The 25,553-nt window shown below is 72.1% G+C and carries 21 protein-coding genes and 1 pseudogene; 4 read left to right on the top strand and 18 right to left on the bottom strand.

What is annotated here, in order from left to right:
- Positions 1–16: 16 nt before the first annotated feature.
- The 9 genes and pseudogenes from egtC to tkt form a co-directional block, all read right to left on the bottom strand.
- Positions 17–718, bottom strand: a pseudogene (egtC, locus tag EMA17_RS54595) (ergothioneine biosynthesis protein EgtC); the annotation flags it as partial.
- Positions 718–2,064 carry an ergothioneine biosynthesis protein EgtB gene (gene egtB, locus EMA17_RS35650; protein ID WP_126641316.1) on the bottom strand — a complete coding sequence of 449 codons (1,347 nt, stop codon included), beginning with the start codon at positions 2,062–2,064 and terminating at the stop codon, positions 718–720. The gene egtB and the pseudogene egtC, both read right to left, overlap by 1 nt.
- Complete coding sequence (egtA, locus tag EMA17_RS35645) at positions 2,061–3,311, bottom strand: ergothioneine biosynthesis glutamate--cysteine ligase EgtA (RefSeq protein ID WP_126641315.1); 1,251 nt, start codon at positions 3,309–3,311, stop codon at positions 2,061–2,063. The genes egtB and egtA overlap by 4 nt, the downstream gene beginning before the upstream one ends.
- 338 nt (positions 3,312–3,649) lie before the next feature.
- On the bottom strand, positions 3,650–4,408 hold the full coding sequence (pgl, locus tag EMA17_RS35640; RefSeq protein WP_126641314.1) for a 6-phosphogluconolactonase: 759 nt from the start codon (positions 4,406–4,408) through the stop codon (positions 3,650–3,652).
- Positions 4,405–5,595: a glucose-6-phosphate dehydrogenase assembly protein OpcA gene (opcA, locus tag EMA17_RS35635; RefSeq protein ID WP_246127113.1), complete on the bottom strand. Its 1,191-nt coding sequence runs from the start codon at positions 5,593–5,595 to the stop codon at positions 4,405–4,407. Before opcA ends, pgl begins: the two co-directional genes overlap by 4 nt.
- On the bottom strand, positions 5,592–7,148 hold the full coding sequence (gene zwf, locus EMA17_RS35630) for a glucose-6-phosphate dehydrogenase (protein WP_126641313.1): 1,557 nt from the start codon (positions 7,146–7,148) through the stop codon (positions 5,592–5,594). The genes opcA and zwf overlap by 4 nt, the downstream gene beginning before the upstream one ends.
- Positions 7,145–8,827, bottom strand: coding sequence for a phosphoglucose isomerase-related protein (locus EMA17_RS35625; RefSeq protein WP_246127112.1), 1,683 nt, complete (start codon positions 8,825–8,827; stop codon positions 7,145–7,147). Before EMA17_RS35625 ends, zwf begins: the two co-directional genes overlap by 4 nt.
- A 179-nt stretch (positions 8,828–9,006) precedes the next feature.
- Positions 9,007–10,119 (bottom strand): transaldolase, encoded by a 1,113-nt coding sequence (gene tal, locus EMA17_RS35620; protein WP_126641312.1) that lies wholly within the window; start codon positions 10,117–10,119, stop codon positions 9,007–9,009.
- Between the two features lie 127 nt (positions 10,120–10,246).
- On the bottom strand, positions 10,247–12,337 hold the full coding sequence (tkt, locus tag EMA17_RS35615; protein WP_126641311.1) for a transketolase: 2,091 nt from the start codon (positions 12,335–12,337) through the stop codon (positions 10,247–10,249).
- A gap of 444 nt (positions 12,338–12,781) precedes the next feature.
- Here tkt and EMA17_RS35610 point away from each other — a divergent pair, with 444 nt between their 5' ends.
- The 3 genes from EMA17_RS35610 (at position 12,782) to EMA17_RS35600 (ending at position 16,038) form a co-directional block, all read left to right on the top strand.
- Positions 12,782–13,732, top strand: coding sequence for a heme o synthase (locus EMA17_RS35610; protein ID WP_174861486.1), 951 nt, complete (start codon positions 12,782–12,784; stop codon positions 13,730–13,732).
- Between the two features lie 102 nt (positions 13,733–13,834).
- The gene (locus tag EMA17_RS35605) at positions 13,835–14,194 is read left to right on the top strand and encodes a hypothetical protein (protein ID WP_126641309.1); all 360 of its coding nucleotides are present in this window, start codon (positions 13,835–13,837) and stop codon (positions 14,192–14,194) included.
- A gap of 191 nt (positions 14,195–14,385) precedes the next feature.
- Complete coding sequence (locus EMA17_RS35600) at positions 14,386–16,038, top strand: pentapeptide repeat-containing protein (protein WP_160161683.1); 1,653 nt, start codon at positions 14,386–14,388, stop codon at positions 16,036–16,038.
- Between the two features lie 44 nt (positions 16,039–16,082).
- Here the strand turns inward: EMA17_RS35600 and EMA17_RS35595 are convergent, their stop codons facing one another.
- A complete protein-coding gene (locus tag EMA17_RS35595; protein WP_126641307.1) occupies positions 16,083–16,691 on the bottom strand; it encodes a hypothetical protein in 609 nt (202 codons plus the stop codon).
- A 276-nt stretch (positions 16,692–16,967) separates the two neighbouring features.
- On the opposite strand from EMA17_RS35595, the gene EMA17_RS35590 reads away from it, so the two are divergent.
- On the top strand, positions 16,968–18,329 hold the full coding sequence (locus EMA17_RS35590; protein WP_126641306.1) for a tetratricopeptide repeat protein: 1,362 nt from the start codon (positions 16,968–16,970) through the stop codon (positions 18,327–18,329).
- Between the two features lie 156 nt (positions 18,330–18,485).
- Here EMA17_RS35590 and EMA17_RS35585 read toward each other — a convergent pair whose 3' ends face one another.
- The 8 genes from EMA17_RS35585 to EMA17_RS35550 form a co-directional block, all read right to left on the bottom strand.
- The gene (locus EMA17_RS35585; protein WP_040877318.1) at positions 18,486–18,821 is read right to left on the bottom strand and encodes an RNA polymerase-binding protein RbpA; all 336 of its coding nucleotides are present in this window, start codon (positions 18,819–18,821) and stop codon (positions 18,486–18,488) included.
- Between the two features lie 198 nt (positions 18,822–19,019).
- Positions 19,020–19,256, bottom strand: coding sequence for a preprotein translocase subunit SecG (gene secG, locus EMA17_RS35580; protein WP_126641305.1), 237 nt, complete (start codon positions 19,254–19,256; stop codon positions 19,020–19,022).
- A gap of 126 nt (positions 19,257–19,382) precedes the next feature.
- Positions 19,383–19,727 (bottom strand): hypothetical protein, encoded by a 345-nt coding sequence (locus EMA17_RS35575; RefSeq protein WP_126641304.1) that lies wholly within the window; start codon positions 19,725–19,727, stop codon positions 19,383–19,385.
- Positions 19,724–21,403, bottom strand: coding sequence for an AbeC-like domain-containing protein (locus tag EMA17_RS35570; protein ID WP_126641303.1), 1,680 nt, complete (start codon positions 21,401–21,403; stop codon positions 19,724–19,726). The genes EMA17_RS35575 and EMA17_RS35570 overlap by 4 nt, the downstream gene beginning before the upstream one ends.
- A 250-nt stretch (positions 21,404–21,653) precedes the next feature.
- A complete protein-coding gene (tpiA, locus tag EMA17_RS35565; protein WP_126641302.1) occupies positions 21,654–22,448 on the bottom strand; it encodes a triose-phosphate isomerase in 795 nt (264 codons plus the stop codon).
- A 5-nt stretch (positions 22,449–22,453) separates the two neighbouring features.
- A complete protein-coding gene (locus tag EMA17_RS35560) occupies positions 22,454–23,641 on the bottom strand; it encodes a phosphoglycerate kinase (protein WP_126641301.1) in 1,188 nt (395 codons plus the stop codon).
- 136 nt (positions 23,642–23,777) lie between these two features.
- Positions 23,778–24,782: a type I glyceraldehyde-3-phosphate dehydrogenase gene (gene gap / locus EMA17_RS35555; protein WP_126641300.1), complete on the bottom strand. Its 1,005-nt coding sequence runs from the start codon at positions 24,780–24,782 to the stop codon at positions 23,778–23,780.
- Positions 24,783–24,980: 198 nt separating this feature from the next.
- Entirely contained in the window at positions 24,981–25,517 is a 537-nt protein-coding gene (locus tag EMA17_RS35550; protein ID WP_126641299.1) for a hypothetical protein, read from the bottom strand.
- Between the last annotated feature and the right edge of the window lie 36 nt (positions 25,518–25,553).

The raw sequence follows: 25,553 nt of genomic DNA, 5'->3' as shown, positions 1-25,553 counted from the left end.
AGTGGTCGGGTACCTCCCGCCACCCGCCCCAGGTCGGGTCCGGGTGCTCGTCGGGCTCGGAGGCGACCAGGACCCGGCCGGGACCGGTGCGGTACCAGAGGGTGTCCCCGTATCGGGTGGCGAACACGGTCCGGCCGTCGGTGAGCAGGAGGTTGAGCCGGGCCGTCGGGCGCGCCTCGGCGATCCGCCGGACCACGTCGACCAGCGCGCCGCCGACCGGCTCGCGCTGCCGGAGCCGGCGCGCGAGCAGGGCCCAGATCAGCGCCGAGTCGCAGCGCGCCTCCATCTCCAGCAGGGCGGCCCGGTCGAGCGCGGGCCCCGTCGGCAGGCGGGTCCAGTCCGGGACGGCGCCGTTGTGGCTGAACAACCACGCGCCGTCCCGATACGGCGCGGCCGCCGCCTCCTCCTGGCTGGTGCCGGCGGTGGCGCTGCGCACGGCGGCCAGGAACGCGCCGCTGCGCACGGTCCGGGCCAGGTCGGGCAGGTTCGGGTCGGCCCAGATCGGCAACGCGCGCCGATAGCGGGCGGGTTCGACGTCCGCCGGATCCGTCTCCGGGTCCGCGTCGGGATACCAGCCGAAGCCGAACCCGTCGACGTTGACCGTCCCGTACCGCTGCCGGCGCGGCGCCCAGGACTGCTCGTACAGCCCGCGCGTCGGCTCCACCAGCACCGACGCCAGCGGGATCTTTGGCCCCAGATAGGCCAGGTGACGGCACATCAGCCCGCCTCCCCGGGCGCCGCGTCGCGCGCGGTGCGGAATCCGGCGAAGATCTGCCGCCGGATCGGCAGGTCCCAGTTGCGGAACGTGCCCCGGGCGACCACCTCGTCCACGCCGAACGCGCCGCCGCGCAGCACCTTGTGTCCGGGCCCGAAGAACACCTCGGAATACTCCCGATAGGGAAACGCCGCGAACCCGGGGTAGGCGGTGAAGTCGGAGGCGGTCCACTCCCAGACGTCGCCGAGCAACTGCCGTGCCCCGGACGGGGCGGCCCCCGCCGGATACGCCCCGGCCGGCGCCGGACGCAGATGCCGCTGGCCGAGGTTGGCGTGCTCGGGCGTGGGTGCGGCGTCGCCCCACGGATACCGCCGCGACCGTCCCTCGGCCGGATCGTGCCGGGCCGCCTTCTCCCACTCGGCCTCGCTCGGCAACCGCCGCCCGGCCCAGCGCGCGTAGGCGTCGGCCTCGTACCAGCACACGTGCACGACCGGCTCGTCGAGCGGCACCGGCTCGGTGCGGCCGAACCGCCGGCGCAGCCACGTGTCACCCTCGCGCCACCAGAACAGCGGTGCGCGGAGCCCGGCTTCGTCCCGATGCCGGCGCCCCTCCGGGGCCCAGCAGTCGTCCCGGTCGTATCCGCCGTCGGCGATGAACTCCAGATAGGCCGCGTTCGTCACCGGCACGGTGTCCAACCAATACGCCGGCACCTCGACGACGTGCGCGGGCCGCTCGTTGTCCAGGGCCCACCCGTCGGTATCGGTGCCCATCTCGAACGGCCCCGCCGCGACCAGGACTTCGCCCGGCAACCCGGCCGCGTCCGGCGGCGCGGCGGGCGGTTCGGGGGCGTCCAGGACGGCCGGCCCGGCGCGCAGCTGGTGGGTGGCGAGCATGGTCTCGTCGTGCTGCTGCTCGTGCTGGGCGAGCATGCCGAACACGAATCCCTCCGCCAGGAGCGGATCACCGTCGGGGTCGAAGTCGGCGCCCTCCAGCACCTCCAGCGCCCGGACCCGCACCTCGCCGACGTAGTCCCGGGCCGGATCGGGCGCGAGCAGCGGCAGGGCCGGCCGGTTCGCGCGAGGGTGGCGGAACGCGTCGTACAGCGCGTCCAGATCCGGGCGCAGCGCCGGGCGGCCGCCGGCCCGGCGGACCAGCCACAGCTCCTCCTGGTTCCCGATGTGCGCCAGGTCCCAGACCAGCGGCGACATCAACGGGGAGTGCTGGGCGGTCAGTTCCTCGTCGGTCAGGCACTCGGTCAGGGCCAGCGTCCGGCGCCGGGCCCGTGCCAACGCGGCCCGGGCTATCGATTTCGCGGATGTCGGGGTTTCCGATGGCTTCAGCGACGTCATCGACAGGTCCTTTCCAGCAGATCGTCGGCGGGACATCGGCCCCGTTCGGCGTAGCGCCGGGTGAATTCGGCGACGGCCGCACGGACCGGGCCGGGCGCGTCGGCGTCGGCCAGCGCGTTCTCGGTGGCGGCGAAGCAGGCGAGGATCGCCTTGCCGAGCACCGGGTCGGCGGGGCCGAGCCGGGCGGCGCGGTGCCAGACCGCCTCGGTCGGTACGGTCGCGCCGTCGGCGCACAGCGGCTCGGTCGCCGCCCAGGCCGCCTCGGCCGCGACCGGGTCGTCCAAAAGGGTGGCGGCCATCGCGGCGGGCACGATCCAGTCCTCGCCGCATTGCGCGTCGATCATCCGCAACTCCAGCCAGCCGCGGGGGCGTACCGGCGGGAAGAGGGTGGTCAGGTGGTAGTCGAGGTCGTCGAGGGTGGGTGGCCGCACTCCGGGCACACCGCGCAGCCAGGAGCGGAAGGTCAACCCCTCCGGGGCGTTCCAGTCGGCCGCCGCGGCGCCGCGCAGGCACAACAGCGGCGCGTCCAGCGCGTAGCGCGCCCAGGCGGCACGCGGGTCGCCGTCGATGCCCGGCGGCGGGCCCGGCGGCCGGGTGCGGCCGGGGTCCATGCGGGCCCAGACCAGTTGCCGGGTGGACCGCCAGCCGGTCGGCCTGCCCTGCCACAGCGGTGAGTTGGCGAACGCGGCGACCAGTACCGGGCCCAGCCGGTGGGTCAACTCCCAGCGCGATCGATAGCCCCGCGGGCCCGCGCTCTCGTCGCCCGCGTCCAGGTTGACCTGCACGGACGCGGTGCCGCGCATCATCATCCGGCCCCAGGAGCCGCCCCGGTCGAAGTACGCCTCCATCGCTCGATAGCGCGGATGGTCCACGATCCGCGGCGGGTTTCGATACGGCTCGAGGCCGTGGCCCGCGAGCACCAGTCCGCTCGTGGCCAGCGCCTGTTCCAGGGCCGTCATGTCGGCCCGGAGGTCTCGGGCGCATCCGGCGAGCGTGTCGGCGGGCGGTGAACTCAGTTCGACCTGCCCACCCGGCTCGCGGGTCAATCCACTGCCGAACGGCAGCCCTTCCGCCTCCAGTGGGGCCAGGGCCTCGTCCAGCCGCTCCGGCGCCACCTCCCGGTGGGCGTCGACGCCGTCGTGCACGATCCATTCCAGTTCGATCCCGACCCGTGCGGGCGGACCGGTCTTGAAGCACACCCCGTGTACATGGGCCTGTGCGTCGTCCTCCGCCAGAGTGGTAGCCATCGCACGCACTCCTTCGATCCCTCGCGTGGTCCCGCTTCCGGTCCCACTCGTGGCCCCCAGTGTGGCCCTCCCGTAACTTTCCCGGTCTGCTGTACCCGGCATTGACGACCCGAACACCCGTACCTCCGTGAACTCGGGCCCACGCCCGGACGAAGCCCCGCAATCCCCCGGGCGAGACCGTCCGGTTGCCGCATCCGCCCGAATTCCGGCATCCGGAATGTGACCGTGTGTCATGGAAGGGGTGGTCGTCCGCGGCCGCCCCGGCAGCGGACGCGCGGGGCATGCGAAAGGGCGGGGCGGGGGCCGATTCCGGCCTCCGCCCCGCCCTTCGGGTACGGCTAGTGCTCGGGCAGCCGCGCCGCCGCCGCCCGGTCCAGGAGCCACAGCGTCGCGCCGGTGCCGTAGGCGCCGGCCGCCGGGGTCCTGGTGGGGTCGGTCGAGGCCCGGGCCGCCGCCACCGCGTCGGCCTTGTCCTCGCCCGCCGCGAGCAGCCACACCTCGTGGGCGGCTCGGATCGCCGGGAAGGTCAGCGTGATCCGGGTCGGCGGAGGCTTGGGGGCCTCGCGGACCGCGACCACCGTGCGCCCCGTCTCCTCCGTCGCCGCGAAGCCCGGGAAGAGCGACGCGACGTGCGTGTCGGGGCCCACCCCGAACATGGCCAGGGTGAACGTCGGCACCAGCGCGCCTTCGGGCGCGGCGGCGGCCAGTTCGGCGGCATACCGCGCCGCCGCCGCCTCCACGTCGTCCCCGTCCGGACCGTCACCGGCCGGCATCGGGTGCACCAGTTCCGGCGGCACCGGGATCGTGTCCAACAACGCCTCGCGCGCCTGCGTCTCGTTCCGGTCGGGGTGGCCCGCCGGCAGGAACCGCTCGTCGCCCCACCACACGTGCAGCCGGTCGAAGTCGATCGCGCCCAGCGTGGGCGTGAGCGACAACTCGTGCAGCAACGCGTTGCCGTTGCGGCCACCGGTCAGCACGATGTGCGCCACGTCGAACTCGGCCTGCGCGTCGGCGACCCGCTGGATCAGCCCGGTCGCCGCCGCCTTGGCCAGCAGCGCCGTGTCGGCGTGCACCCGAACCGGGCCGTGCGGGCTCACGCGCCGTCGCCCTTCTTCTTCCGAGGCGCCCGGGCACCCGCCTTCTCCGGCGCGGGCGCGACCGCGGACCCGGCCGCCGGCGCGCTCTCGTCCGCCACCCGCGCCCGGGCGGAGGCACGCTTGGCCCCCGCCGCGCTCGACGTGCGCTTGAGCGGCGGAGCCGTGCCGACCTCCTTCTTCGCCTTCCGCGGCGGCGCCTCGCCCTCCTCGGCCTTCTCCACGTCGCTCACCGGCGTCTGCGACACGGGCGACTCGGTGAACGACGCCGCCGACGGCACCCGCGCCGCCTCCAACGCGGCCCGCGCCAACGTCGCGGCGTACACGTCGTCCGGGTCCAGCCGGCGCAGTTCCTCGGCGACCAGGTCGGAGGCCTCGCGCCGCTTGAGCGCGACCACCCGATCCGGCTGGCCGGGCGAGGACAGCGACGCCATCATGCCGTCGGGGCGGTCGATCACGATCTCGCCGTCCTCGGTGACCAGCGTCACCGAGGTGATCCCGGGGCCGCCGGTCTCCACCCGCTCCACGTCGACCTCCAGGCGGTCGGTCAACCACAGCGCGAGCAGTTCCGCGCTCGGGTTGCCCGCCTTGGCGCCGACCTTCGCGTTCAGGATCCGGCTGTACTTCTGGTCGAGCGCCGCGGCCAGCAGGCTGCGCCACGGCGTGGTGCGGGTCCAGGCCAGGTCGGTGTCCCCCGGCGTGTACGCGCTCGCGCGCAGCCGCAGTACGTCGGCCCGGCGCGGCGGCGCGGCCGCGTCGGTCACCCGGCGGGTGGCCAGCGCGCCGAGCAGGTCCTTGCTCGGCACCTCCGGCGCGCGTCCCGGCCACCACACCACGACCGGCGCGTCCGGCAGCAGCAGCGGCAGCACGACCGACTCGGCGTGGTTGGCCAACTCGCCGTGCATGCGCAGCAGTACGGTCTCGCCCACGCCCGAGTCGCCGACCCGGACCTCGGCGTCCAGGCGCGGCGCGATCTCCGCTCCCGGGCGGCCGATCACCACCAGGATCCGCGAGGGGTGCTCGCGGGCGGCGGTGCTCGCGGCCTTCATCGCGTCGTACTGGTTGGCCTCGTCGGTGACGATGACCAGGGTGAGCACCATGCCGAGGGTGGGGCTGCCCATTCCTCGGCGGGCCTCGACCAGCGCGGCATTGATCTTGCTCGACTTGGTGTCCGTCAGATCGATCATCATGGGCGGCGCCAGCTCCGTCCGTCACGTGCGAGCATCTCGTCGGCCGCGTCCGGACCCCAGGTCCCGGACACGTAGGGCTCGGGCTTGCCGTGCTGTGCCCAGTGCTCCTCGATCGGGTCGAGGATCTTCCAGGACAGCTCGACCTCCTCGTGCCGGGGGAACAGCGGGGCGTCGCCGAGCAGCACGTCGAGCAGCAGGCGCTCGTAGGCCTCCGGGCTCGACTCGGTGAACGACTCGCCGTACGCGAAGTCCATGTTGACGTCGCGCACCTCCATCGCGGTGCCGGGCACCTTGGAGCCGAAGCGCACCGTCATGCCCTCGTCCGGCTGCACCCGGATGACCAGGGCGTTCTGCCCCAGTTCCTCGGTCGCGGTGGCGTCGAACGGCAGGTGCGGGGCGCGCTGGAAGACCACCGCGATCTCGGTGACCCGGCGGCCGAGGCGCTTGCCCGCGCGCAGGTAGAACGGCACGCCCGCCCAGCGGCGGTTGGCGATCTCCAGCTTGATCGCGGCGTAGGTGTCGGTACGCGAGTCCGGCGGGATGCCGTCCTCTTCGAGGTAGCCCTTGGCCAGTTCGCCGCCCTGCCAGCCGCGGGTGTACTGGGCCCGCACCGTGCCGCGCGACAGGTCGTCGGGCAGCTTGACCGAGCTCAGCACCTTCAGCTTCTCGGCGACCAGCGAGTCGGCGTCGAAGGACACCGGCTCCTCCATCGCGGTCAGCGCGAGCAGTTGCAGCAGGTGGTTCTGGATCACGTCGCGCGCGGCGCCGATGCCGTCGTAGTACCCGGCCCGGCCGCCGATGCCGATGTCCTCGGCCATGGTGATCTGCACGTGGTCCACGTAGGAGCGGTTCCACAGCGGTTCGAACATGGTGTTGGCAAAGCGCAACGCCATGATGTTCTGGACGGTCTCCTTGCCCAGGTAGTGGTCGATCCGGAAGACCGACTCGGGCGGGAAGACCTCGTCGACGACCTTGTTCAGCTCGCGCGCGCTCTTGAGGTCGTGCCCGAACGGCTTCTCGATCACCACGCGGCGCCACGAGTCGGCCCTGGGGTCGGCGAGTCCGTGCTCCTTGAGCTGGCGGACCACCTCGGGGAAGGCCTTCGGCGGCACCGACAGGTAGAACGCGTGGTTGCCCTGGGTGCCCTGCTGCTCGTCCAGCTCGTCGATCGTCTGGCGCAGCTGGTCGAACGCCTTGCCGTCGTCGAACTCGCCCTGGACGAACCGGAATCCCTCGGACAGCTGCTGCCAGACCTCCTCGCGGAAGGGGGTCCGGGCGTGTTCCTTGACCGCCTCGTAGACCACCTGGGCGAAGTCCTGGTTCTCCCAGTCGCGCCGGGCGAACCCGGTCAGCGCGAAGCCCGGCGGCAGCAGGCCGCGGTTGGCCAGGTCGTAGATCGCCGGCATCAGCTTCTTGCGGGACAGGTCGCCGGTGACGCCGAAGATGACCAGGCCCGACGGGCCCGCGATGCGCGGGAGTCGGCGGTCCTGGGGGTCGCGCAGCGGGTTCTCCGGCCAGGCGGCCGGCTTGCTCTTGCCGGCTTTGGGGCTCATCGAGCCGCTCCGTCCGCGAGGGCGCGGGCGGCGTCGAGCAGTTGCCCGAGTCCGGCCGCGCGGTCGGTCAGGTGCAGGCGCAGCACCGGGCGCTCGCGCGAGGTGATCGCGCCGAGGTCGCCGAGGGCCTGGGCCAGTTGCAGGCGGCCGAAGCTGTACGGCTTGGCCGGTACGTCCAGGTCCTCGGCATTGGCGCCGGTGATCTGGAGGAAGGCGCCGACGGCGGGTCCGCCCTTGTGGAACTGGCCGGTGGAGTGCAGGAATCGGGGTGCCCAGCCGAAGGTGACCTGCTCGCCGTCCAGCGCCTCGGCGAGCAGCGGGCGCAGCTTGGGGGCGTCGGTGTCGCCGAGCCGGTCCAGGTAGGCCATCACGGCGAGGTAGCCGTTGTCGGGCACCGCGGCGAGCAGCGCGCGCAGCGCCCCGGTCAGGTCGCTCGCGCCGGTCGACAGGGCCAGGTCGCCGTGTACCTCGACCGCGCCGTCGACGAAGGCGGGGGTGCCCACGGGCAGCGGTCCCTCGTCGCCCGCCCTGGTCAGCAGCGCGCCGGTGTTGTCCTTGGACTCCTGCACGTTGGGCTGGTCGAACGGGTCGATGCCGAGCACCCGGCCGGCCACCGCGGTCGCGTACTCCCACAGCAACAACTGCGCGCCCAGCGGGCCGGAGACGCGCAGGTCGGCGGCGGGGCGCTCGATGTCCTCGGCGCCGATGACCGCGCACACCGCGTCGGGGCCGGTCGCGTGGTCGAAGCCGGGCGCGGTCGGGCCCTCGACCACGACGGGCAGGATGCCCCGGCCCTGCTTGCCGGTGGATTCGGCGATCAACTGCTCGGCCCAGTCGCCGAATCCGACGATGTCGCCGCTGTTGGCCAAAACCAGCTTGTCCCGGCCGTGGTTGGCGGCGGCCCCGAGCACCGCGCCGAGCAGCAGGCCGGGGTTGTCCCGATCGCCGGCCAGCGTCGGGGCCAGCGCGGCGGCCTCGTCGAGCAGGCGTTCCACGTCCACCCCGGCCAGCGCGCTGGGCACCAGGCCGAACGCGGTCAGCGCGGAGTAGCGACCGCCGACGTTGGGGTCGGCGAGCACGATGGTGTAGCCGGCGTTGCGCGCGGTGTTCTCCAGCGGCGAGCCCGGGTCGGTCACCACCACGATCCGCCCGGCGAGCTGGTCGTTGGTCAACCCCTCGTCGAGGAAGGCCTGTTCGAACGCGCGGCGGTGGCTGTCGGTCTCCACGGTGCCGCCGCTCTTGCTGGAGACGACCACGACGGTGCGCTCCAGGTCGTCGCCGAGCGCGCGGCGGACCTGGGCGGGGTCTGTGGTGTCGAGCACGGTGAGCGGCTTGCCGTAGGTGGCGGTGATCACCTCGGGGGCCAGCGAGGAGCCGCCCATGCCGGCCAGGACCACGTGGTCCAGTCCCTCGGCGGCCAGCCGCTCGCGCAGTTCGGCGAGTTGCGGCAGCAGCGCGCGCGAGGAGGCGGGCAGGTCCACCCATCCCAGGCGGATCGCGGCCAGCGACTCGGCGTCCGGACCCCACAGGGTGGCGTCGGAGGCGGCCAGGCGCGCGGGCACCTTGTCCACGACGCAGGCGGTGATGACTTCGGCGACTGCGGCGGAGTGAACGAGGTCACCGGAAACGGTGACGTCCACGCCGCCTGCGGTCACGCGTTCGTCGTTTGCGTGTACCACGGGCGGTCAGCCCTCCTATGAATGGGGTGGGAGTGTGCTGAAATCATGCCCTGATTGCGTGGATTACCCGTCCCGCCACCACCGAACGGGTCACATTCGGCGGCGGCGGGACGAGCGGGTACTGCGCCGGTCGGCGAGGGAGGCCGACCGGGTGCAACGGCCGTTCGACGAGGTGGGCGTCAGCCCTTGGCGAGCCGGTCCAGCTCGCCCTGTACGGACGCGAGCAGCTCGTTCCAGGAGGTCTCGAACTTCTCGACGCCCTCCTCCTCGAGCAGGTCGACGACCTCGTCGTAGGAGATGCCGAGCTTGGCGACCGCGTCGAGGTCGGCCTGCGCCGACTCGTAGGTGCCGTGCACGGTGTCGCCGGTGATCGCGCCGTGGTCGGCGACCGCGTTCAAGGTGGCCTCGGGCATGGTGTTCACCACGCCCTCGACGACCAGGTCGTCCACGTACATCGTGTCGCGGTACGCCGGGTCCTTGACGCCGGTCGAGGCCCACAGCGGGCGCTGCGGCCGGGCCCCGGCGGCGGCGAGGGCCTGCCAGCGCTCGGTGCCGAAGACCTCTTCGTACGCCTGGTAGGCCAGTCGCGCGTTGGCCACCGCGGCCTTGCCCGCCGCGGCCGCGGCCTCGTCGGTGCCGAGCGCGGCCAGCCGCTTGTCGATCTCGGTGTCCACGCGGGAGACGAAGAACGACGCGACCGACTCGATCTTCGAGATGTCCAGACCGGCGGCGCGGGCGCGCTCGATGCCCTCGACGTAGGCCTCCATCACCTCGCGGTAGCGGGCCAGCGAGAAGATCAGCGTGACGTTGACGCTGATCCCCTCGGCGAGGGTCTGCGAGATGGCGGGCAGGCCGGCCTTGGTGGCGGGGATCTTGATGAACAGGTTCGGCCGGTCGACGAGCCACCACAGCTGGCGGGCCTCGGCGATGGTCGGCTCGGTCTTGTGCGCGAGGCGCGGGTCGACCTCGATCGACACCCGGCCGTCGACGCCGTTCGTCGCGTCGTAGACCGGGCGCAGCACGTCGCACGCCCGGCGTACGTCGGCCGAGGTGATCATCCGTACGGCCTCGTCGACGGTCACGCCACGTACCGCGAGGTCGCGCAGCTGGGCGTCGTAGACGTCGTTGCCGGTGATCGCCTTCTGGAAGATCGCCGGGTTGGTGGTCACGCCCACGACCTCGCGGTCGCGGACGAGTTCGTGCAGGTTGCCGGACTCCAGCCGCGTCCGGCTCAGGTCGTCGAGCCACACGGCCACGCCCTCGGCGGACAGGCGACGCAGGGGTTCCGTCATGACACTTTGCTCCTTATCGAGTGGGCGGCCGGGATCCGGCCGCGTCGTGGGCGGCGGATCGGCGCCCGGTGTGGGCGGTGTCGGGCGGGTGTTCCCACCCGACACCGCCCACCGGGTCACATGATCTTCAGCTACCGGCGTGCGCCAGGGATTCCCGAGCGGCCGAAACGACGGCCTCGTGGGTCAGCCCGAACTCGGCGAACAGCTTCTTGTAGTCCGCCGACGCGCCGAAGTGCTCCAGCGAGACGATCCGACCCGCGTCGCCGACCAACTCGCGCCAGCCCTGGGCGATGCCGGCCTCGACCGACACACGCGCCTTGACCGACGGCGGCAGCACCTGCTCGCGGTACGCCTGGTCCTGCTCGTTGAACCACTCGAGGCAGGGCAGCGAGACGACCCGGGTGGGCACGCCCTCGGCCTCCAGCACCTCGCGCGCGGCGACCGCGATCTGCACCTCGGAACCGGTGCCGATCAGGATCACCTGCGGGGTGCCGCTGGACGCCTCGGCCAGCACGTAGCCACCGCGCGCGGTGCCCTCGGCCGAGCCGAACTCGGTGCGGTCCCAGGTGGGTACGTCCTGGCGGGTGAGCAGGATGCCGGCCGGGCGGTCGGTGGTCTCCAGGATCTTGCGCCAGGCCACCGAGACCTCGTTGGCGTCACCCGGGCGGACCACGTCCAGACCGGGGATCGCGCGCAGCGCGGCGATGTGCTCGATCGGCTGGTGGGTGGGGCCGTCCTCGCCGAGACCGATCGAGTCGTGCGTCCACACGTAGGTCGTGGGCAGCTTCATCAGCGCGGCGAGCCGGACGGCCGGGCGCATGTAGTCGCTGAACACCAGGAAGGTGCCGCCGTAGATCCGGGTCCCGCCGTGCAGCGCGATGCCGTTCATGGTCGAGCCCATGGCGTGCTCGCGGATGCCCCAGTGCACGGTGCGCCCGTACGGGTTCGCGCCCTTGAGGGGGTTGCCCTCGGGCAGGAACGAACTGCCCTCGTCGATGGTGGTGTTGTTGGACTCGGCCAGGTCGGCCGAGCCGCCCCACAGCTCGGGGACGACCGGGCCGAGCGCGGCGAGCACCTTGCCGGAGGCCTTGCGGGTGGCGACGGGCTTGCCGGCCTCGAACTCCGGCAGCGCCTTCTCCCAGCCGTCGGGCAGTCGACGGGCGGAGATGCGGGCGTGCTCGGCGGCGCGCTCGGGGTTGGTCTCGGCCCACTTGGCGAACGCGCTCTTCCACGCGTCGTGCGCCGCGCGACCGCGGTCGACCACCTGGTGCGCGTGCGCGAGCACCTCGTCGGCGACCTCGAAGGTCTGCTCCGGGTCGAAGCCGAGCACCCGCTTGGTGGCCGCGACCTCGTCGGCGCCGAGCGCCGAGCCGTGCGCCTTGCCGGTGTTCTGCGCGTTCGGCGCGGGCCAGGCGATGATCGTACGCATCGCGATCATGGTCGGCCGGCCGGTCTCCGCCTTGCCCGCCGCCAGGGCCGCGTTCAGCGCCGCGACGTCGATGTCGCCGTCGGCCTGCGGCTCGACCCGGATGGTGTGCCAGCCGTAGGCCGCGTAGCGGGCGAGGACGTCCTCGCTGAACGCGGTCTCGGTGTCGCCCTCGATCGAGATGTGGTTGTCGTCGTAGAGCACGACGAGGTTGCCCAGCTTCTGGTGCCCGGCGAGCGAGCTGGCCTCGGCGGAGATGCCCTCTTCCAGGTCGCCGTCGGAGGCGATCACCCAGATGGTGTGGTCGAACGGGGAGGTGCCGGGGGCCGCGTCCGGGTCGAACAGGCCGCGCTCGTAGCGGGCCGCCATCGCCATGCCGACCGCGTTGCCCACGCCCTGGCCGAGCGGCCCGGTGGTGGTCTCGACGCCGGCGGTGTGGCCGTGCTCGGGGTGGCCGGGGGTGCGGCTGCCCCAGGTGCGGAACGACTTCAGGTCGTCCAGGGTCAGGCCGTAGCCGGACAGGTAGAGCTGGGTGTACAGGGTCAGGCTGGTGTGGCCCGGGGACAACACGAAGCGGTCGCGACCGGTCCAGTCCGGGTCGGTCGGGTCGTGGCGCAGGAACTTCTGCCAGATGAGGTAGGCCGCCGGGGCCAGGCTCATGGCCGTTCCGGGGTGGCCGTTACCGACCTTCTGAACGGCGTCCATCGCGAGCACGCGAGCGGTGTCGACGGCTCGCTTGTCGAGGTCGCTCCAGTCGAGAGAGCTGTTGTCGGGGGTCGGCTTGGTGCTCACCCTTGTCAGGGCTCCTTCCGGGGTCTTCCGGGATAGGCCGAATGATTGCGGCCGGCTCGGGACCTTCGCCCCGGCGCCTCAGGCACGTGGCCGAGCCTACCGGGGGCGGCATGTTCCCTCGCTCGGAGGACGGCCACCCGGGTGGTGACGTTCGCCGTGTGGTTCGCCCCGGTGTCCACGTGGTCGAGCGGACCGCGGGGACACGCGGGACGGGGCGCGACGCGTGGTGGGCACGGGGCGGCGCACGCGGCGACCTTCCGGTCGGCTACCCGGCGGTGCGGCGGGCATGCCCCGGAGGCTTCGTGCCCCTGGTGAGGGACTACAGTTTCCTGCTAGTGGGTCCGGACCCCGACGTCTCGACACCGCTTGCCTTCCGCTTACATATTGACGAGCAAACCGGCTTCCGGGCGGCACCCGGGCCCGGCCGAAAACGCTGCTGATGGGGTGTTCGTGACAGCCGTCGAATCCCGACCGGCCGGGCTGGTGGGAAATGCGCCCGCCGGCGCCCGCCCGCCGATGGCCCGGGTTCTCGCATTCGTGGCCCTCACCAAGCCGCGCATCATCGAACTGCTGCTGATCAGCACGATTCCGGTGATGTTCCTCGCGGCGCACGGGCTGCCGGATCTGGGTCTGGTGTTGCTGGTCGTCTTCGGCGGTTACCTTTCGGCGGGCAGCGCCAACGCCTTCAACATGTACATCGACCGGGACATCGACCGGCTGATGCACCGCACCGAACGACGGCCGCTGGTCACCGGAATGGTGTCGCCGCGCGAGTCGATCGTGTTCGCGAGCGCGCTCGGGGTCGTTTCCACCGCGTGGTTCTGGTTCCTGGTCAATCCGCTGTCGGCGGCGCTTTCCGTCTTCGCGATCTTCTATTACGTCGTCGTCTACACGATGTTGCTGAAGCGGCGCACGCCGCAGAACATCGTGTGGGGCGGTATCGCGGGTTGCATGCAGGTGTTGATCGGCTGGACCGCGGTCACGAATTCGCTGGACTGGGCACCGGTGGTCTTGTTCGCGGTGGTCTTCTTCTGGACCCCGCCGCATTATTGGCCGCTGTCGATGAAGTTCACCGACGACTACACCAATGCCGGTGTGCCGATGTTGCCGGTGGTCGCGGGCAACAAGGTCGTCGCGAACCAGATCGTGCTCTACAGCTGGGTCATGGTCGGGGTGTCGATGCTGCTGTGGCCGGCCGCGGACACCGGGCCGCTGTACCCGATCGCCGCGGCGCTGCTCGGGGTGGCCTGGTTGTGGGAGGCGCACGGGCTGCGGCGTCGGGCCAAGGCCGAGGTGACCGGCGCCAAGCTCAAGGAGATGCGGCTGTTCCACTGGTCGATCACCTACCTGACGCTGCTGTTCGTCGCGGTCGCGGTCGACCCGCTGCTGTTCTGAGCCGGCTCCGGCGCGGCGCCCGCGAGCGGTGCGTCGCGACGTGATCCGGACCACGCGCGATTGCGCCGGATCCGGTGACGCCCCGTCGGTAATGTGGGCGCCATGACGGACACCGAGACCACGACGGCCACGCCGGAACCGGGTTCCCCGGATGCGCGGGTCGAGCGACAGGTGCGCAGGATCGCCAAACACATCGAGCGCTTCACCGCCGCGCACGGCGGCGGGGGCGACGCGGTCGTCGAGTACGTCGGCCGCGACGCGACCCGGATCGTGCTCGTCGGCACCGACGGGGCCTGGGGCGACCAGGTCGTGCGCGACCGGGACATCGCCCGCGCGGCGATCGTGAAGGCGGGCGTGACGCTGCACGAGGAGTTCCCGAACGAACTCGCGGCGAAGGTGCGCACGACCGAGTACGAGTGGTCCCGGATGGCGGGCCTGCAACTGGGCGGCGCGCAGGGCTGACGCGCGGGCCGGGTCCGCCCGGCCCCGCCGCGACCGCGGTCGTGTCCTCCGCCGCAACCGCGGCCGAGGACACGTTCGTCCCCGATGGCATGACGTCCCCGCCGCGGCCGCGGCCCGCTCCGCCGCCCTGGACGCACTGTGCCGAGGGCGCCGATGCCGGGCTCGATCCCGTCGGCTGCCGGGGGATACGCGTGCCCGGACACCTGAAATGCCTGGTCCACGTCACCGCGAAGGAGCGGGTCGCCCATCTCCTGGGCCTGTCGCCGGGGGACGACGTGGACCTGAGCGGCACCACCCTGACCCCGGACCTGGTCGAGCGGCTGCTCACCGCGCTGCGCGACCCCGCCGGCGGCCGGCCCCGCTTCGGGCGGGCCCGGTTCGTCGAGGCGATCTTCCCCGGCGGCGCCGACTTCGCGGGTGTGACGTTCGCGGAGGAGGCCCGGTTCACGGGTGCCGCGGTCCACGAGGGTGCCGACTTCTCCGACGCGACGTTCACCGGGGAAGCCCTGTTCCGGGGTGCCACGATCGGCTGGAACGCCGACTTCTCCGACACGACGTTCGAGGCGCGCGCCGACTTCGCCGAGGCGACGGTCGGCATCGGTGTCCACTTCGGCAACGCCGGCTTCGCCGCGGGCGCGACGTTTCGCGACGCGACGCTCACGGACGCCTCGTTCATGGGCGCGACCTTCGCCGACGGCTGCTCCTTCGACAACACGACGTTCGTCGACGACGCCGACTTCCTCGCGTCGACGTTCGTCACGGGCGTCTCGTTCGGCCGCGCCACGTTCGTCGCCGCGGCCTCGTTCGACGCCGTGCGGTTTTGTGGTGAGGTCGGGTTCGCGGAGGTGACCTTCGCCACCGACGCGAGTTTCCACCACACCGTCTTCGCCGGTTCCGGGCTGGGCCCGTTCACCTGCCCGGGCCGGCTCGACCTGCGCGAGGCGGTGTTCGAAAAACCCGTGACGATCGAGGCCGAGGCGGCTTCGGTGCACCTTCTGGGCACCCGGTGGGAGGCGCCCGCCACGCTGCGGTTGTGCTCGCCCGACATCGACCTGTCGAACGCGATGGTGACCCACCCGCTCTCCATCACCGGTGTGGGAGAGTCGGGGGCTCGACTGATCTCGCTGCGCGGAGTCGACGTCGAGCATCTGGCGCTGATCGATGTCGACCTGGGCGATTGCCTGTTCGCCGGCGCCCGCCGGCTCGACCGGCTCACCCTCGGCGGTCGCGTCGGGCTCGCCCGCACGCCCACCGGCCGGCCGTACCACACCTCCCGGCGCGTCCTGGCCGAGGAGCGGTACTGGCGGGGGTGGGCGCCGAAGCCCGGCCCGGTGGAGTTTCCGCGCTTTTGGGGAACGCCCACTCCGCCCGTACGGCGGGATCTCGCCCCGGCCGACCTGGCGCCCCTGTACCGGGAGTTGGGCCGGGCCTTCGCGGTCGCCGGGAACACCGCGGACGCCGCCGACTTCCGCTACGGCGAGGCGGAGATGCGCCGGCTCGACCCGGAGCGGCCCCGGGCCGAACGTGCCCTGCTCGCCGTCCACCGGGTCGGGTCCGGCTACGGCCTGCGCGCCGCCCGGGTCCTGGGTTGGCTCGCCGCCACGATGGTCGTCGCCGTCGCGGCGCTCGTCCTGTTCGGCCTGCCGGCCGACGCCGGCGGGGCCGGTACGGCCGTGCGGGTCGTGGTGCACGCGGCCGTCCTGCGCGGCGACGGCACCCGGCTCACCGTCGTGGGCACGTGCGTCGAAGCCGGCGTGCGGGTGCTCGTTCCCGTGCTGCTGGTCCTGGCCGCGCTCGCCCTCCGGGCCCGGCTCGAACGCCGAGTCCCCGCCCTCGTCGGGTAGTGCCGGACTCTCCCGCCGTGGGAGAGTCCGGCCGGGCCGGCGGGTCAGGAGTGGAAGATCTCCCTGATCTCGCTGATCTCGCCGGCGGCGTTCAGGGTGACCTCGTAGGCCCCGAACGACGAGCACGCGTGTCCGGGGTCGGTCCGACCGGCCAGGCACTTGTCGATGTGGTCCCACACCTGGCCGAGGTACTGCGCCTTCCACGGGGCCGGCCCGGACAGCGTGCCCGTGGCCTGCGCCGCGAAGCGCAGCGGCGTCTGCTCGGCGCCGACCGGCTCGTAGTGGCCGTCGTTGGGGTCGCACACGAACCTGGTGTCGCGGTAGTACAACGAGTCCTTGCTCGGTGCCTTGACGGGATGGACGATCCGGTGTCCGGGCTTGGTCGTCGGCGCCGGGCCACAATCGTCGCCGGGATCGCCCGCCGAGGACCGACTCGCCGACGGCTTGGTCGACTTCGGCGCCTGGCCGGCCGGCGTACCGGAGCCGCCGGGGTTGCCGGAGGGCGGCGGCGCGATCACCGGCGCCGTCGCGGTCGGGCCGTCGGCCGCCTTGGATGTGTCCTTCTCGTCGTCCGCGTCGCAGGCGACCAGCGCGAGCGCGCCGATCGTCACGGCGGTGATCCCGCCCAAGATCCTGCGTGTGATCGGATACATCGAACCCCCTGTGCGTCGGGCGCGGCGCGCCCGTACTTCGATGGAACTCGCACACATTAGCGATCTTGGAACGCGAGCACCCGGGATCCGCCGCCGAGTCGGCGAAGCCGAGCCCAAGGAGTGAACCGGACCGGGCAAACCGGCATGCCGCGGACATCCCGCTGTCGTCTCGGTCGGGTGTTCGTGGCCGGATCCGTACCCGTTCGGCCCCGTCGGCCGCCCGCTCGCGATAGCGTCACGCGGAGGTCTTCGGGACCAGAGGCGAGGTGGGGACCCGTGCGGTTCGGATGGCTGCGACGCCATGAGCGTCACCTGGAGGAATACCGGCACCGGCGCGAGCAGCAGTCGCCGTGTCCGGGCCTCGCCACGCCCGAAACCCCGCCCGCCGCGCCGCCCTTCGCCGAACCCGCACGGACCGAGGGGCCGGATCCGGCCGAACCGGAACCGAATCCGCCGGGCGGCGCGGGCGCTCCGGCCGAGGCCGACGACGCCGAGGCGACCCGGGCCGAGATGTTGACCGAGAAGGCACGGCAGTTGACCCGCGCCGGTCGGCACGCCGACGCCGCCGCGCCCGCCCGCGCCGCGGTGCGGATGCTGGGCACGCTCGCCGCGCGGGACCATCGCCGGCACGGGCCCGCCCTGGTCGGCGGACTGCGCGCGTTCGCCGCCGTATTGGCCGCCGACGGCCGCACCGAGGACGCGGTGAAGGTGGCCGCGAGCGCCACCGAACACGCCCGCCGACTGGCCGCGTTCGACCACCGCGCGCACCGCCCGCTGCTCGCGTTGGCCCTGCGCGAGTCGGGCGCCCGACTCGGCGACCACGGCGACGGGCCGGCCGCGCTCGGCGCGCTGCACGAGTCGGTACAGCTCTTCCGCACCCTCGCCGCCCGCACGCCCGAGCGGCACCGGGTCGAACTCGCCCTGTCCCTGGACGAACTCGCCGGCCGACTCGCCGCCGGCGGCGCGAGCGAACCCGCGCTGGCCGCGTTCACCGAGGCCGAACGGCTGCTCGGGGTCGGCCCGCCCGAGGCCCGGCAGGCCGCCGTGCTGCTCCGGCACGCCACCCTGCTCGCCCGCCTCGGCCGCGGCCCCGAGGCGATCGCCCTGGCCGCCGAGGCGGTCGAGGTGCGCCGCGGCTACGCGAGCGCGGAGCACGCCCCCGCCGGGCGCCGCGAGGACGAACTCGCCGCCTCGCTGCAGAGTCTGGGCCTGCTGCACAGCGCCGCCGGCGCGCACGAGGAGGCGGTGGACGCGCTGGAGGAGGCGGTCCGGCTGCGGGCGAGACGGGTGCGGGCCGACCCCGTGCTGGCCCGCCGCCCCGAAGTCCCGGTCACCTACGCGCTGTACGGCATCGTCCTGGTCGCCGCCGGCAGACCCGCCGACGCGGTGCCGCCGCTCGCCGCGGCCCTGGGCGTGGGCACCGCGCTGAACCTGGACCGCGTCTCCGACCTGGCCGGCGACACCCTGGTGCGGGCCCACCACGCCGACCCCGACGCGGTGCGCAACCGCTGGCTCGCGGCCACCGGCGAGGAGTTGCCGGACTGGATCGAACGCGGCCGGCGCCCGCTCCCCCACCAGACCGACCGCCGCCGCGTACACCGCCCGGTCCCCCAGGAGGCACTGCCCGCCCGCGACTGACACCCGGCCCGTTCGGCGCGCGCCGAACGACGCACGACAAAAAGCCGCCGGGAGTCACGACGGCACCCGAAGGTGGGTCGTCACTCCCGGCGGCTCCCCCGACGGCGGCCTACGGCCGACCGTACGGGTACACGCTCGTCGAGCCCGGAATCGGACTCAGAGTTCGCCGCGCAGCTTGGCCAGCGCCTCGGCGAGGATCGCCTCGCCGTCCGCGTCGCTGCGCCGCTCGCGCACGTAGGCGAGGTGCGTCTTGTAGGGCTCGGTACGCGGGGCGTCCGGCGGGTTGTGCTGGTCCTGCCCGGCGGGCAGACCGCAGCGGGGGCAGTCCCACGTCTCGGGGACCTGAGCGTCGGTCGCGAAGCTCGGCTGGGTCTCGTGCTTGTTCGCGCACCAGAAAGAAATACGGAGACGTGGGGCTGCTTCGCCGCGCTCAGCCTCACCCATCGGGCCGGCGCCGACCCGACTCCCACGGATGGCGTTGCCACTTGCCACGGTAAAAACTCCCCTTGGTCCTTGAGGTCGCGCCCCCGTCGCGCGGCTTGGCGTCCAGTGTACGTGCGCCCCGCGCAAGGTTGAACCGAGCGGTGGCCCTTTTCCGACCGTTTCCGACAGTCCGTCAGAAAGGCCACCGCGCGGGTGGAAACAGCGGCCGAACCGGCCCTGTCGGTACGCGTTTGTCGATACGAGTCGTCAGTACGAGTTCTTGAGGAGCAGACCGAGTACGACGATCGTCGTGATCCAGCACACGCCGACGATGATGGTCATGCGGTCGAGGTTCTTCTCCACGACGGAGGAACCGCCGAGCGAGGAGGACATGCCGCCGCCGAACAGGTCCGACAGGCCGCCGCCCTTGCCCTTGTGCAGCAGCACCAACAGCACCATGAGCAGGCTGAAGACGATCAGGGCGATCGAGAAACCGGTGATCACGGCCGGGCCCAACTCCTTCTGGCGGAACGCGGAGGCCGGAGATTCCCGGCCACCGGACAGAGTACGCTGCCGCGCCCCGCAAGTGGGAGCCGTGCGGCCCTTCGGCTAATCCGGCGGATCATAGTATTACGGCTGGTCGGGCGTGCTCCGCTCGCCCGGCGACCACCCGTCCCCGGCATCCTTCGCCGAAGCGTCGGCCGGCTCGACGTCGCCGGTGTCCTCCAGCTCCACCTCGTGGCCACTGCCGCTGACCAGCGCACCGGTGCTGGTCAGCGGGTGCCCGCGCCCGGCGTCCCGGGTGCCGCGCACCGCGCCCGTGCGTCGCACCGTGACCCGGTTGTCACCGCCCGCCACGATCGCGCCGGTGTTGGTCACCGGGCCGCCCGACAGGCTGATCCCGTCGTTGCGCGGCTCGCCCGCGCCCTCGTCCTCGGGCTCCGGCCCGGTCACGTTCGATTCGGCGGCGTTCACGAGGTACCTCCCGCTGTCGATCGTGCGCCGGTGCCGACCCCGCCGGAACCGCGCACGGACGCCTGGTTGCCGCGGCCCGCGACGATCGCGCCGCTGTTGTTGAGATCACCCGAGACGTGCTGGATGATCCCGTTGTTGAGCACCAGCTCGTTCCGCTGCCGATACTCGGTGACATCCACGTTCCGGCGCTGGAGGAAGTCCAGCACGAATACGGTGAACTTGCGCTCGATCAGCTTGAGGTATTTCTCCGCGTCCGAGTTCTGGAAGAACGTGGCGTAGTTCGCCGACGCGCCCAACTCGCGCACCGAGGCCCGCGCGCCCCGGTCCACCGGGAGGTTGCGGGCGGTGCGCTCGTGCGCCGCGCGCAGGTTGCCGGCCCGGCGCCACCACGAGGTCCACACCCGCATCAGCCGGCCCGCCGCCGAGGCCATCAGCCCCGGCGCCTCCACGAGCCCGTGGCCGAACGCCCCCCACAGGGTGGCCGCGTCGGCGGCGTGCAGCCACTCGTCGGCGACATGGAAGTCGGGCCGGATCGGCGGCAGCACCAACTCGTGCAGCTCGGTGTACAACATGCGGCCGTCCAGGGTGAAGCGGATCAGTACCGAGACGACCACCTCCTGCGACCACGTGCCCACCCGCACGCACAGGTAGCGTCGGGTCGCCTCGACCGGCGGCGGCACCGCGCCGCCGGTGATCCCGCTGCTGAACTCGTGCATCTGCACACTCAGCCCGGTCAACCGGTGCCGGCCCTCCTCGGACCGGGACAACCCCTCGAACGCGGTGCAGATCGCACCGGTCAGCTCGTCGACGGTGAACGGGGTGTATCCGTTCTTGTCGGCGATACGCGACCGCGGCGCGTCGAGGACGGAGGGCCCGGCCCCGCGCAGTTCGACCGGGAAGGTCCAGCTCTCCACCAACTCGCCGGCGCCGACGAACGGCACGTAGCCGCTGTAGCGCACGACGGACGGGATCGGCGGCGGCACCACCGACGCCGGCGGCGGCGACTCGGCGACGTCGACCGGGGCGTGCGTCGGGCGCGGCGGCAACACCTCGGTCAGCGCCCCCTGTAACGTGCCGACCCCGCCGACCGGCGCCGGGCCGGCCGGCGGCACCGTCGGCACCCAGGTGCGCCCGGGGCCCAGGTCCGAGACCACCGTGGCACGCTGCTGCATCCGCTCGATCCACACCACGAACACCACCACGGCGTAGGCGGGCAGCACGGTCAGCACGATCATCGTGAAGTCCGGCGGCTCACCGGTCCCGCCCGCCACCACGTACAACATCAGCCCGAACAGCAGCGCCGCCACCCACGACACCTGCGCCGCCGCCCGGCTCCGGAGGTCGCGCACACCACCCCCGCCCACGACGCCGCTGCGCACCGTCATCAGGCCGAAGAAGAGCACCAGCGCCAGCCAGGTCAGCCCGGCCGCGGGGCCGAAGCCGATCAGGGCCATCATCACCGGCACCAGGAACGCGATCACGTCGCGCAGGATCCGCCGCCTGCGGGCGGCCAACGCGTGCTCCAGGACCGCCTGTTCGTTGTATCCGTAGGAAGGCGCGCGGTCCCGGTGCGCGTTCTCCCACAGTTCCTCGATCACTCGCGCGGCGAACCGCTCGTCGATCTCCGCACCCGTACACAGATACCGTGTGGCTCCGGTATCCCCGGTTCTGGACATGTCTGGAAAGGACACCCGCACCCCCTGGGGGCAGCCGGCCACAGTCGCCGCAGAGGGGCGACTACCGGCCACTTGGCGATGACTTATCGTCAGGTACCGGTTATGGGTGGGGCAAGCGGGTTGGAAATACTCGCATCGGGTTTATGAGGAACGCGTGATTCCGGCCCCGATGACCGATCGGCGCACAATCTCGGACACGCGTCGGGCCCGGGGCGACGTGCGCCCCGGGCCCGATCGACCGGCGTCGGTCCTACTGCTCCTGGTAGCGCACGATCCGCGCGAAGTCCTCCGCGAGGAGGCAGGCGCCGCCGACCAGGCCGCCGTCCACGTCGGCCTGCGCCATCAGGCCGGCCACGTTGTTCGGCTTCATCGAACCGCCGTACAGCACCCGCACCCGGTCCGCCAGGTCGGCGGAGTACAGCTCGGCGAGCTTGCCCCGAATCGCCGCGCACACCTCCTGCGCGTTCTCCGGGGTGGCCACCTCGCCCGTGCCGATCGCCCAGACCGGCTCGTAGGCGATCACCACGGACTCGGCCTGCTCGGGGGTGATGCCCTTCAGCGCGCCCTCGACCTGGGCGAGCGTGTACGCGACGTGCTCGCCGGCCTTGCGCACGTCCAGTCCCTCGCCGACGCACACGATCGGCACCAGGCCGCTCGCGTACGCGGCGTGCGCCTTGGCGTTGACCAGCGCGTCGTCCTCGTGGTGGTACTGGCGCCGCTCGGAGTGGCCGACCAGCGCGTAGGTGCAGTTGAGCTTGGCCAGCATCGACCCGGCGATCTCGCCGGTGTACGCGCCGCCCGCGTGCCGCGAGATGTCCTGCGCGCCGAAGGTGAAGCGGAGCTTGTCCGCCTCGACCATGGTCTGCACCGAGCGCAGGTCGGTGAACGGGGGCAGGACCGCGACCTCGACCCGGTCGAAGTCCTTGTCGTTCAGGGTGAACGCGAGCTTTTGCACCAGGGAGATGGCCTCGATGTGGTTGAGGTTCATCTTCCAGTTGCCCGCCATCAGCGGGATACGACCGGAGGTGTTCTTCACGGCGGACATCGGATTCAGCCCTCCAGGGCTTCGAGGCCGGGCAGGGACTTGCCTTCGAGGTATTCCAGACTCGCGCCGCCACCGGTGGAGATGTGGCCGAAGGCGTTCTCGTCGAAGCCGAGGGTGCGCACGGCCGCGGCCGAGTCGCCGCCGCCGACCACGGTGAACGCGTCGGAGTCGATCAGCCCCTGGGCCACCGCGCGGGTGCCGTGGCTGTACGGCTCCATCTCGAACACGCCCATCGGGCCGTTCCAGAAGACCGTCTGCGCGTCGGCCAGCTTGTCGGCGAACAGCTCGCCGGACGCCGGACCGATGTCCAGACCGAGCCGGTCCGCCGGGATCGCCTCGACGGAGACCACCGCGTGGTCCGCGTCGGCGGCGAACGCGGTGGCCGCGATCACGTCGACGGGCAGTACGAACTCCACGCCGTTCGCCTCGGCCCGGGCCAGATACTCGCGGACCCGGTCGATCTGGTCCCGCTCCAGGAGCGACTTGCCCACCTCGTGGCCCTGCGCGGCCAGAAAGGTGAACACCATGCCGCCGCCGACCAGGATGCGGTCCGCGCGCTCCAGCAGGCTGTCGATCACACCGAGCTTGTCGGAGACCTTCGACCCGCCCAGGATCACCGCGTACGGGCGCTGCACGTCGTCGGTGAGCCGCTTGAGCACGTCCAACTCGGTGGCGATCAGGCCGCCGACCGCGTGCGGCAGCCGGGCCGGCACGTCGTAGACCGACGCGTGCTTGCGGTGCACCGCGCCGAAACCGTCGCCCACGTACACCTCGGCGAGGTCGGCGAGCCGGTCCGCGAACGCCCCGCGCTCGGTGTCGTCCTTGGCCGTCTCGCCCGGGTTGAAGCGCAGGTTCTCCAGGAGCGCGACCTCGCCGTCGGCGAGCTTGCCGACCGTCGCCCGGGCGCTGTCGCCGACCGTGTCGGTCGCGAACGCCACGTCGGCGCCCAGGAGTTCGCCGAGCCGCGCGGCCACCGGGGCGAGCGAGAACTCGGGCTCGGGGGCGCCCTTGGGCCGACCCAGGTGCGAGCACACGATCACCTTGGCGCCGCGACCGCGCAGCGCCTCGATGGTCGGCACGCTCGCCCGGATCCGGCCGTCGTCGGTGATGCGTCCGCCGTCGAGCGGGACGTTGAGGTCGGCGCGCACCAGGACGCGCTTACCGGATACGTCGATGTCGTCGATGGTCTTCAAGTTCGACTCGTCCTCGGATGTCGAAGAAACGGTGGGGAGTGGTCGTGCTCGGATGTCGAAGAAACGGTGGGCCCGGGTGACGTGTCACCCGGGCCCGCATCGTCAAGCGTCGACTATCGGCACGCGTGCCGGTCCGTCAGAGCTGACCACCGATGTAGCCGACGAGGTCGACCAGGCGGTTGCTGTAGCCCCACTCGTTGTCGTACCAGCCGACGACCTTGACCTGCTTGCCCTGGGCCATGGTCAGGCCCGAGTCGAAGGTGCACGAGGACGGGTCGGTCACGATGTCGGAGGAGACGATCGGGTCCTCGGTGTAGGTGAGGTAGCCCTTGAGCGAGCCCTCGGCGGCCTTCTGGAAGGCGGCGTTGACCTCGTCGCGGGTGACCTCGCGCTCGAGCTCGACGACCAGGTCGGTGACCGAGCCGGTGGGGACCGGGACGCGCATGGCGATGCCGTCCAGCTTGCCCTTGAGCTCGGGGATGACCAGCGCGGTGGCCTTGGCGGCACCGGTCGAGGTCGGGATGATGTTGGTGGCGGCGGCGCGGGCGCGACGCAGGTCCGAGTGCGGGAAGTCCAGGATGACCTGGTCGTTCGTGTACGCGTGGACCGTGGTCATCATGCCCTTGACCAGGCCGAAGTTCTCCAGGAGCACCTTGGCCATCGGCGCGACGCAGTTGGTCGTGCAGGAGGCGTTGGAGATGATCGTGTGCGCGGCGGCGTCGTACTTCTCGTGGTTGACGCCCATCACGATCGTGACGTCCTCATTCTTGGCCGGAGCCGAGATGATGACCTTCTTCGCGCCGGCCTCGATGTGCTTCTTGGCCTTCTCGGCGTCCGTGAAGATGCCGGTGGACTCGATCACGATGTCGGCGCCCAGCTCGCCCCAGGGCAGCGCGGCCGGGTCGCGCTCGGCGATGACCTTGAAGGTCTTGTCGCCGACGGTGATCGCGTCGTCGGTGTGGGTGACTTCCTGGCCGATGCGGCCGAGGATGCTGTCGTACTTCAGCAGGTGGGCCAGGGTCGCGATGTTCGTGAGGTCGTTGACCCCGACGATCTCGAAGTCCGCGCCCGAGGCCAGCGCCGCGCGGAAGAAGTTGCGGCCGATACGGCCGAATCCGTTGATGCCTACCCGGATCGTCACGAACCGATCTCCTCTGTCGAACGCCGAATGCCCTGATGGTGAATGGCCGAGGAGATGGTCAGTGGAATCTGCGATATCCCCGGCCATGTCCGACCCTACCGTGACGCCCCGGGCACCTCCACGCAGGCTTGCTGCACAAGGGGCCCAGGGCGGGACGGATGATCGGAAAAGCGGTGCGGTCGGAGATCTCGGACAGGGCTACCTCTCGCCGATGGACTTGGTGATGCCGAAGGCCGCGAACCCGGCGAACCCGAAGACGAGGAAGTCGAAGAACTCCAGTCCGTCCTTCCAGCCCCGCATCAGGTCGCTGCCGTAATCGGTGAGCACGTCGAGCACTGAGATGTCCAGTTCGTCGGCACCGGACAGGGTGAGCGCGGTGAGTTGCCCCAGGACGACCCCGAGCAGCGCCAGCACCGTGGCGACCACCGGCAGCACCGGATCGGCCCCGCCGACCCGACCCACCGCGAGCGCGATCAGCGCCGCGACGCCCACGCCGAACCAGGTGCTCTGAACATCCAACGATTTGACGATCACGCCGTACACACCGGCACCGACCAGCATCGCCACCACGCCGGCCGCGACCGCCAGACCCACGTTGCCGGTGCGGGGCGGCTGCGGCGGCGGCGCGCCGCCGTACGGGCCCGAGCCGAACGGTCCGGGCGGACCCGGCTGCGGCCCCCACTGTCCGGGACCGGGCTGCTGCGGCCCCCACGGTCCGGGCGCGTTGTTGCTCACGAAGAAATCCCCCCGAAAGAAGTGCGCATGCGGGAA

This window comes from Embleya hyalina (assembly GCF_003967355.1).
Classification (GTDB): domain Bacteria; phylum Actinomycetota; class Actinomycetes; order Streptomycetales; family Streptomycetaceae; genus Embleya; species Embleya hyalina.
The sequence above is the reverse complement of the archived record's forward strand: the minus strand, read 5'-3'. Positions and strand labels throughout refer to the sequence as shown.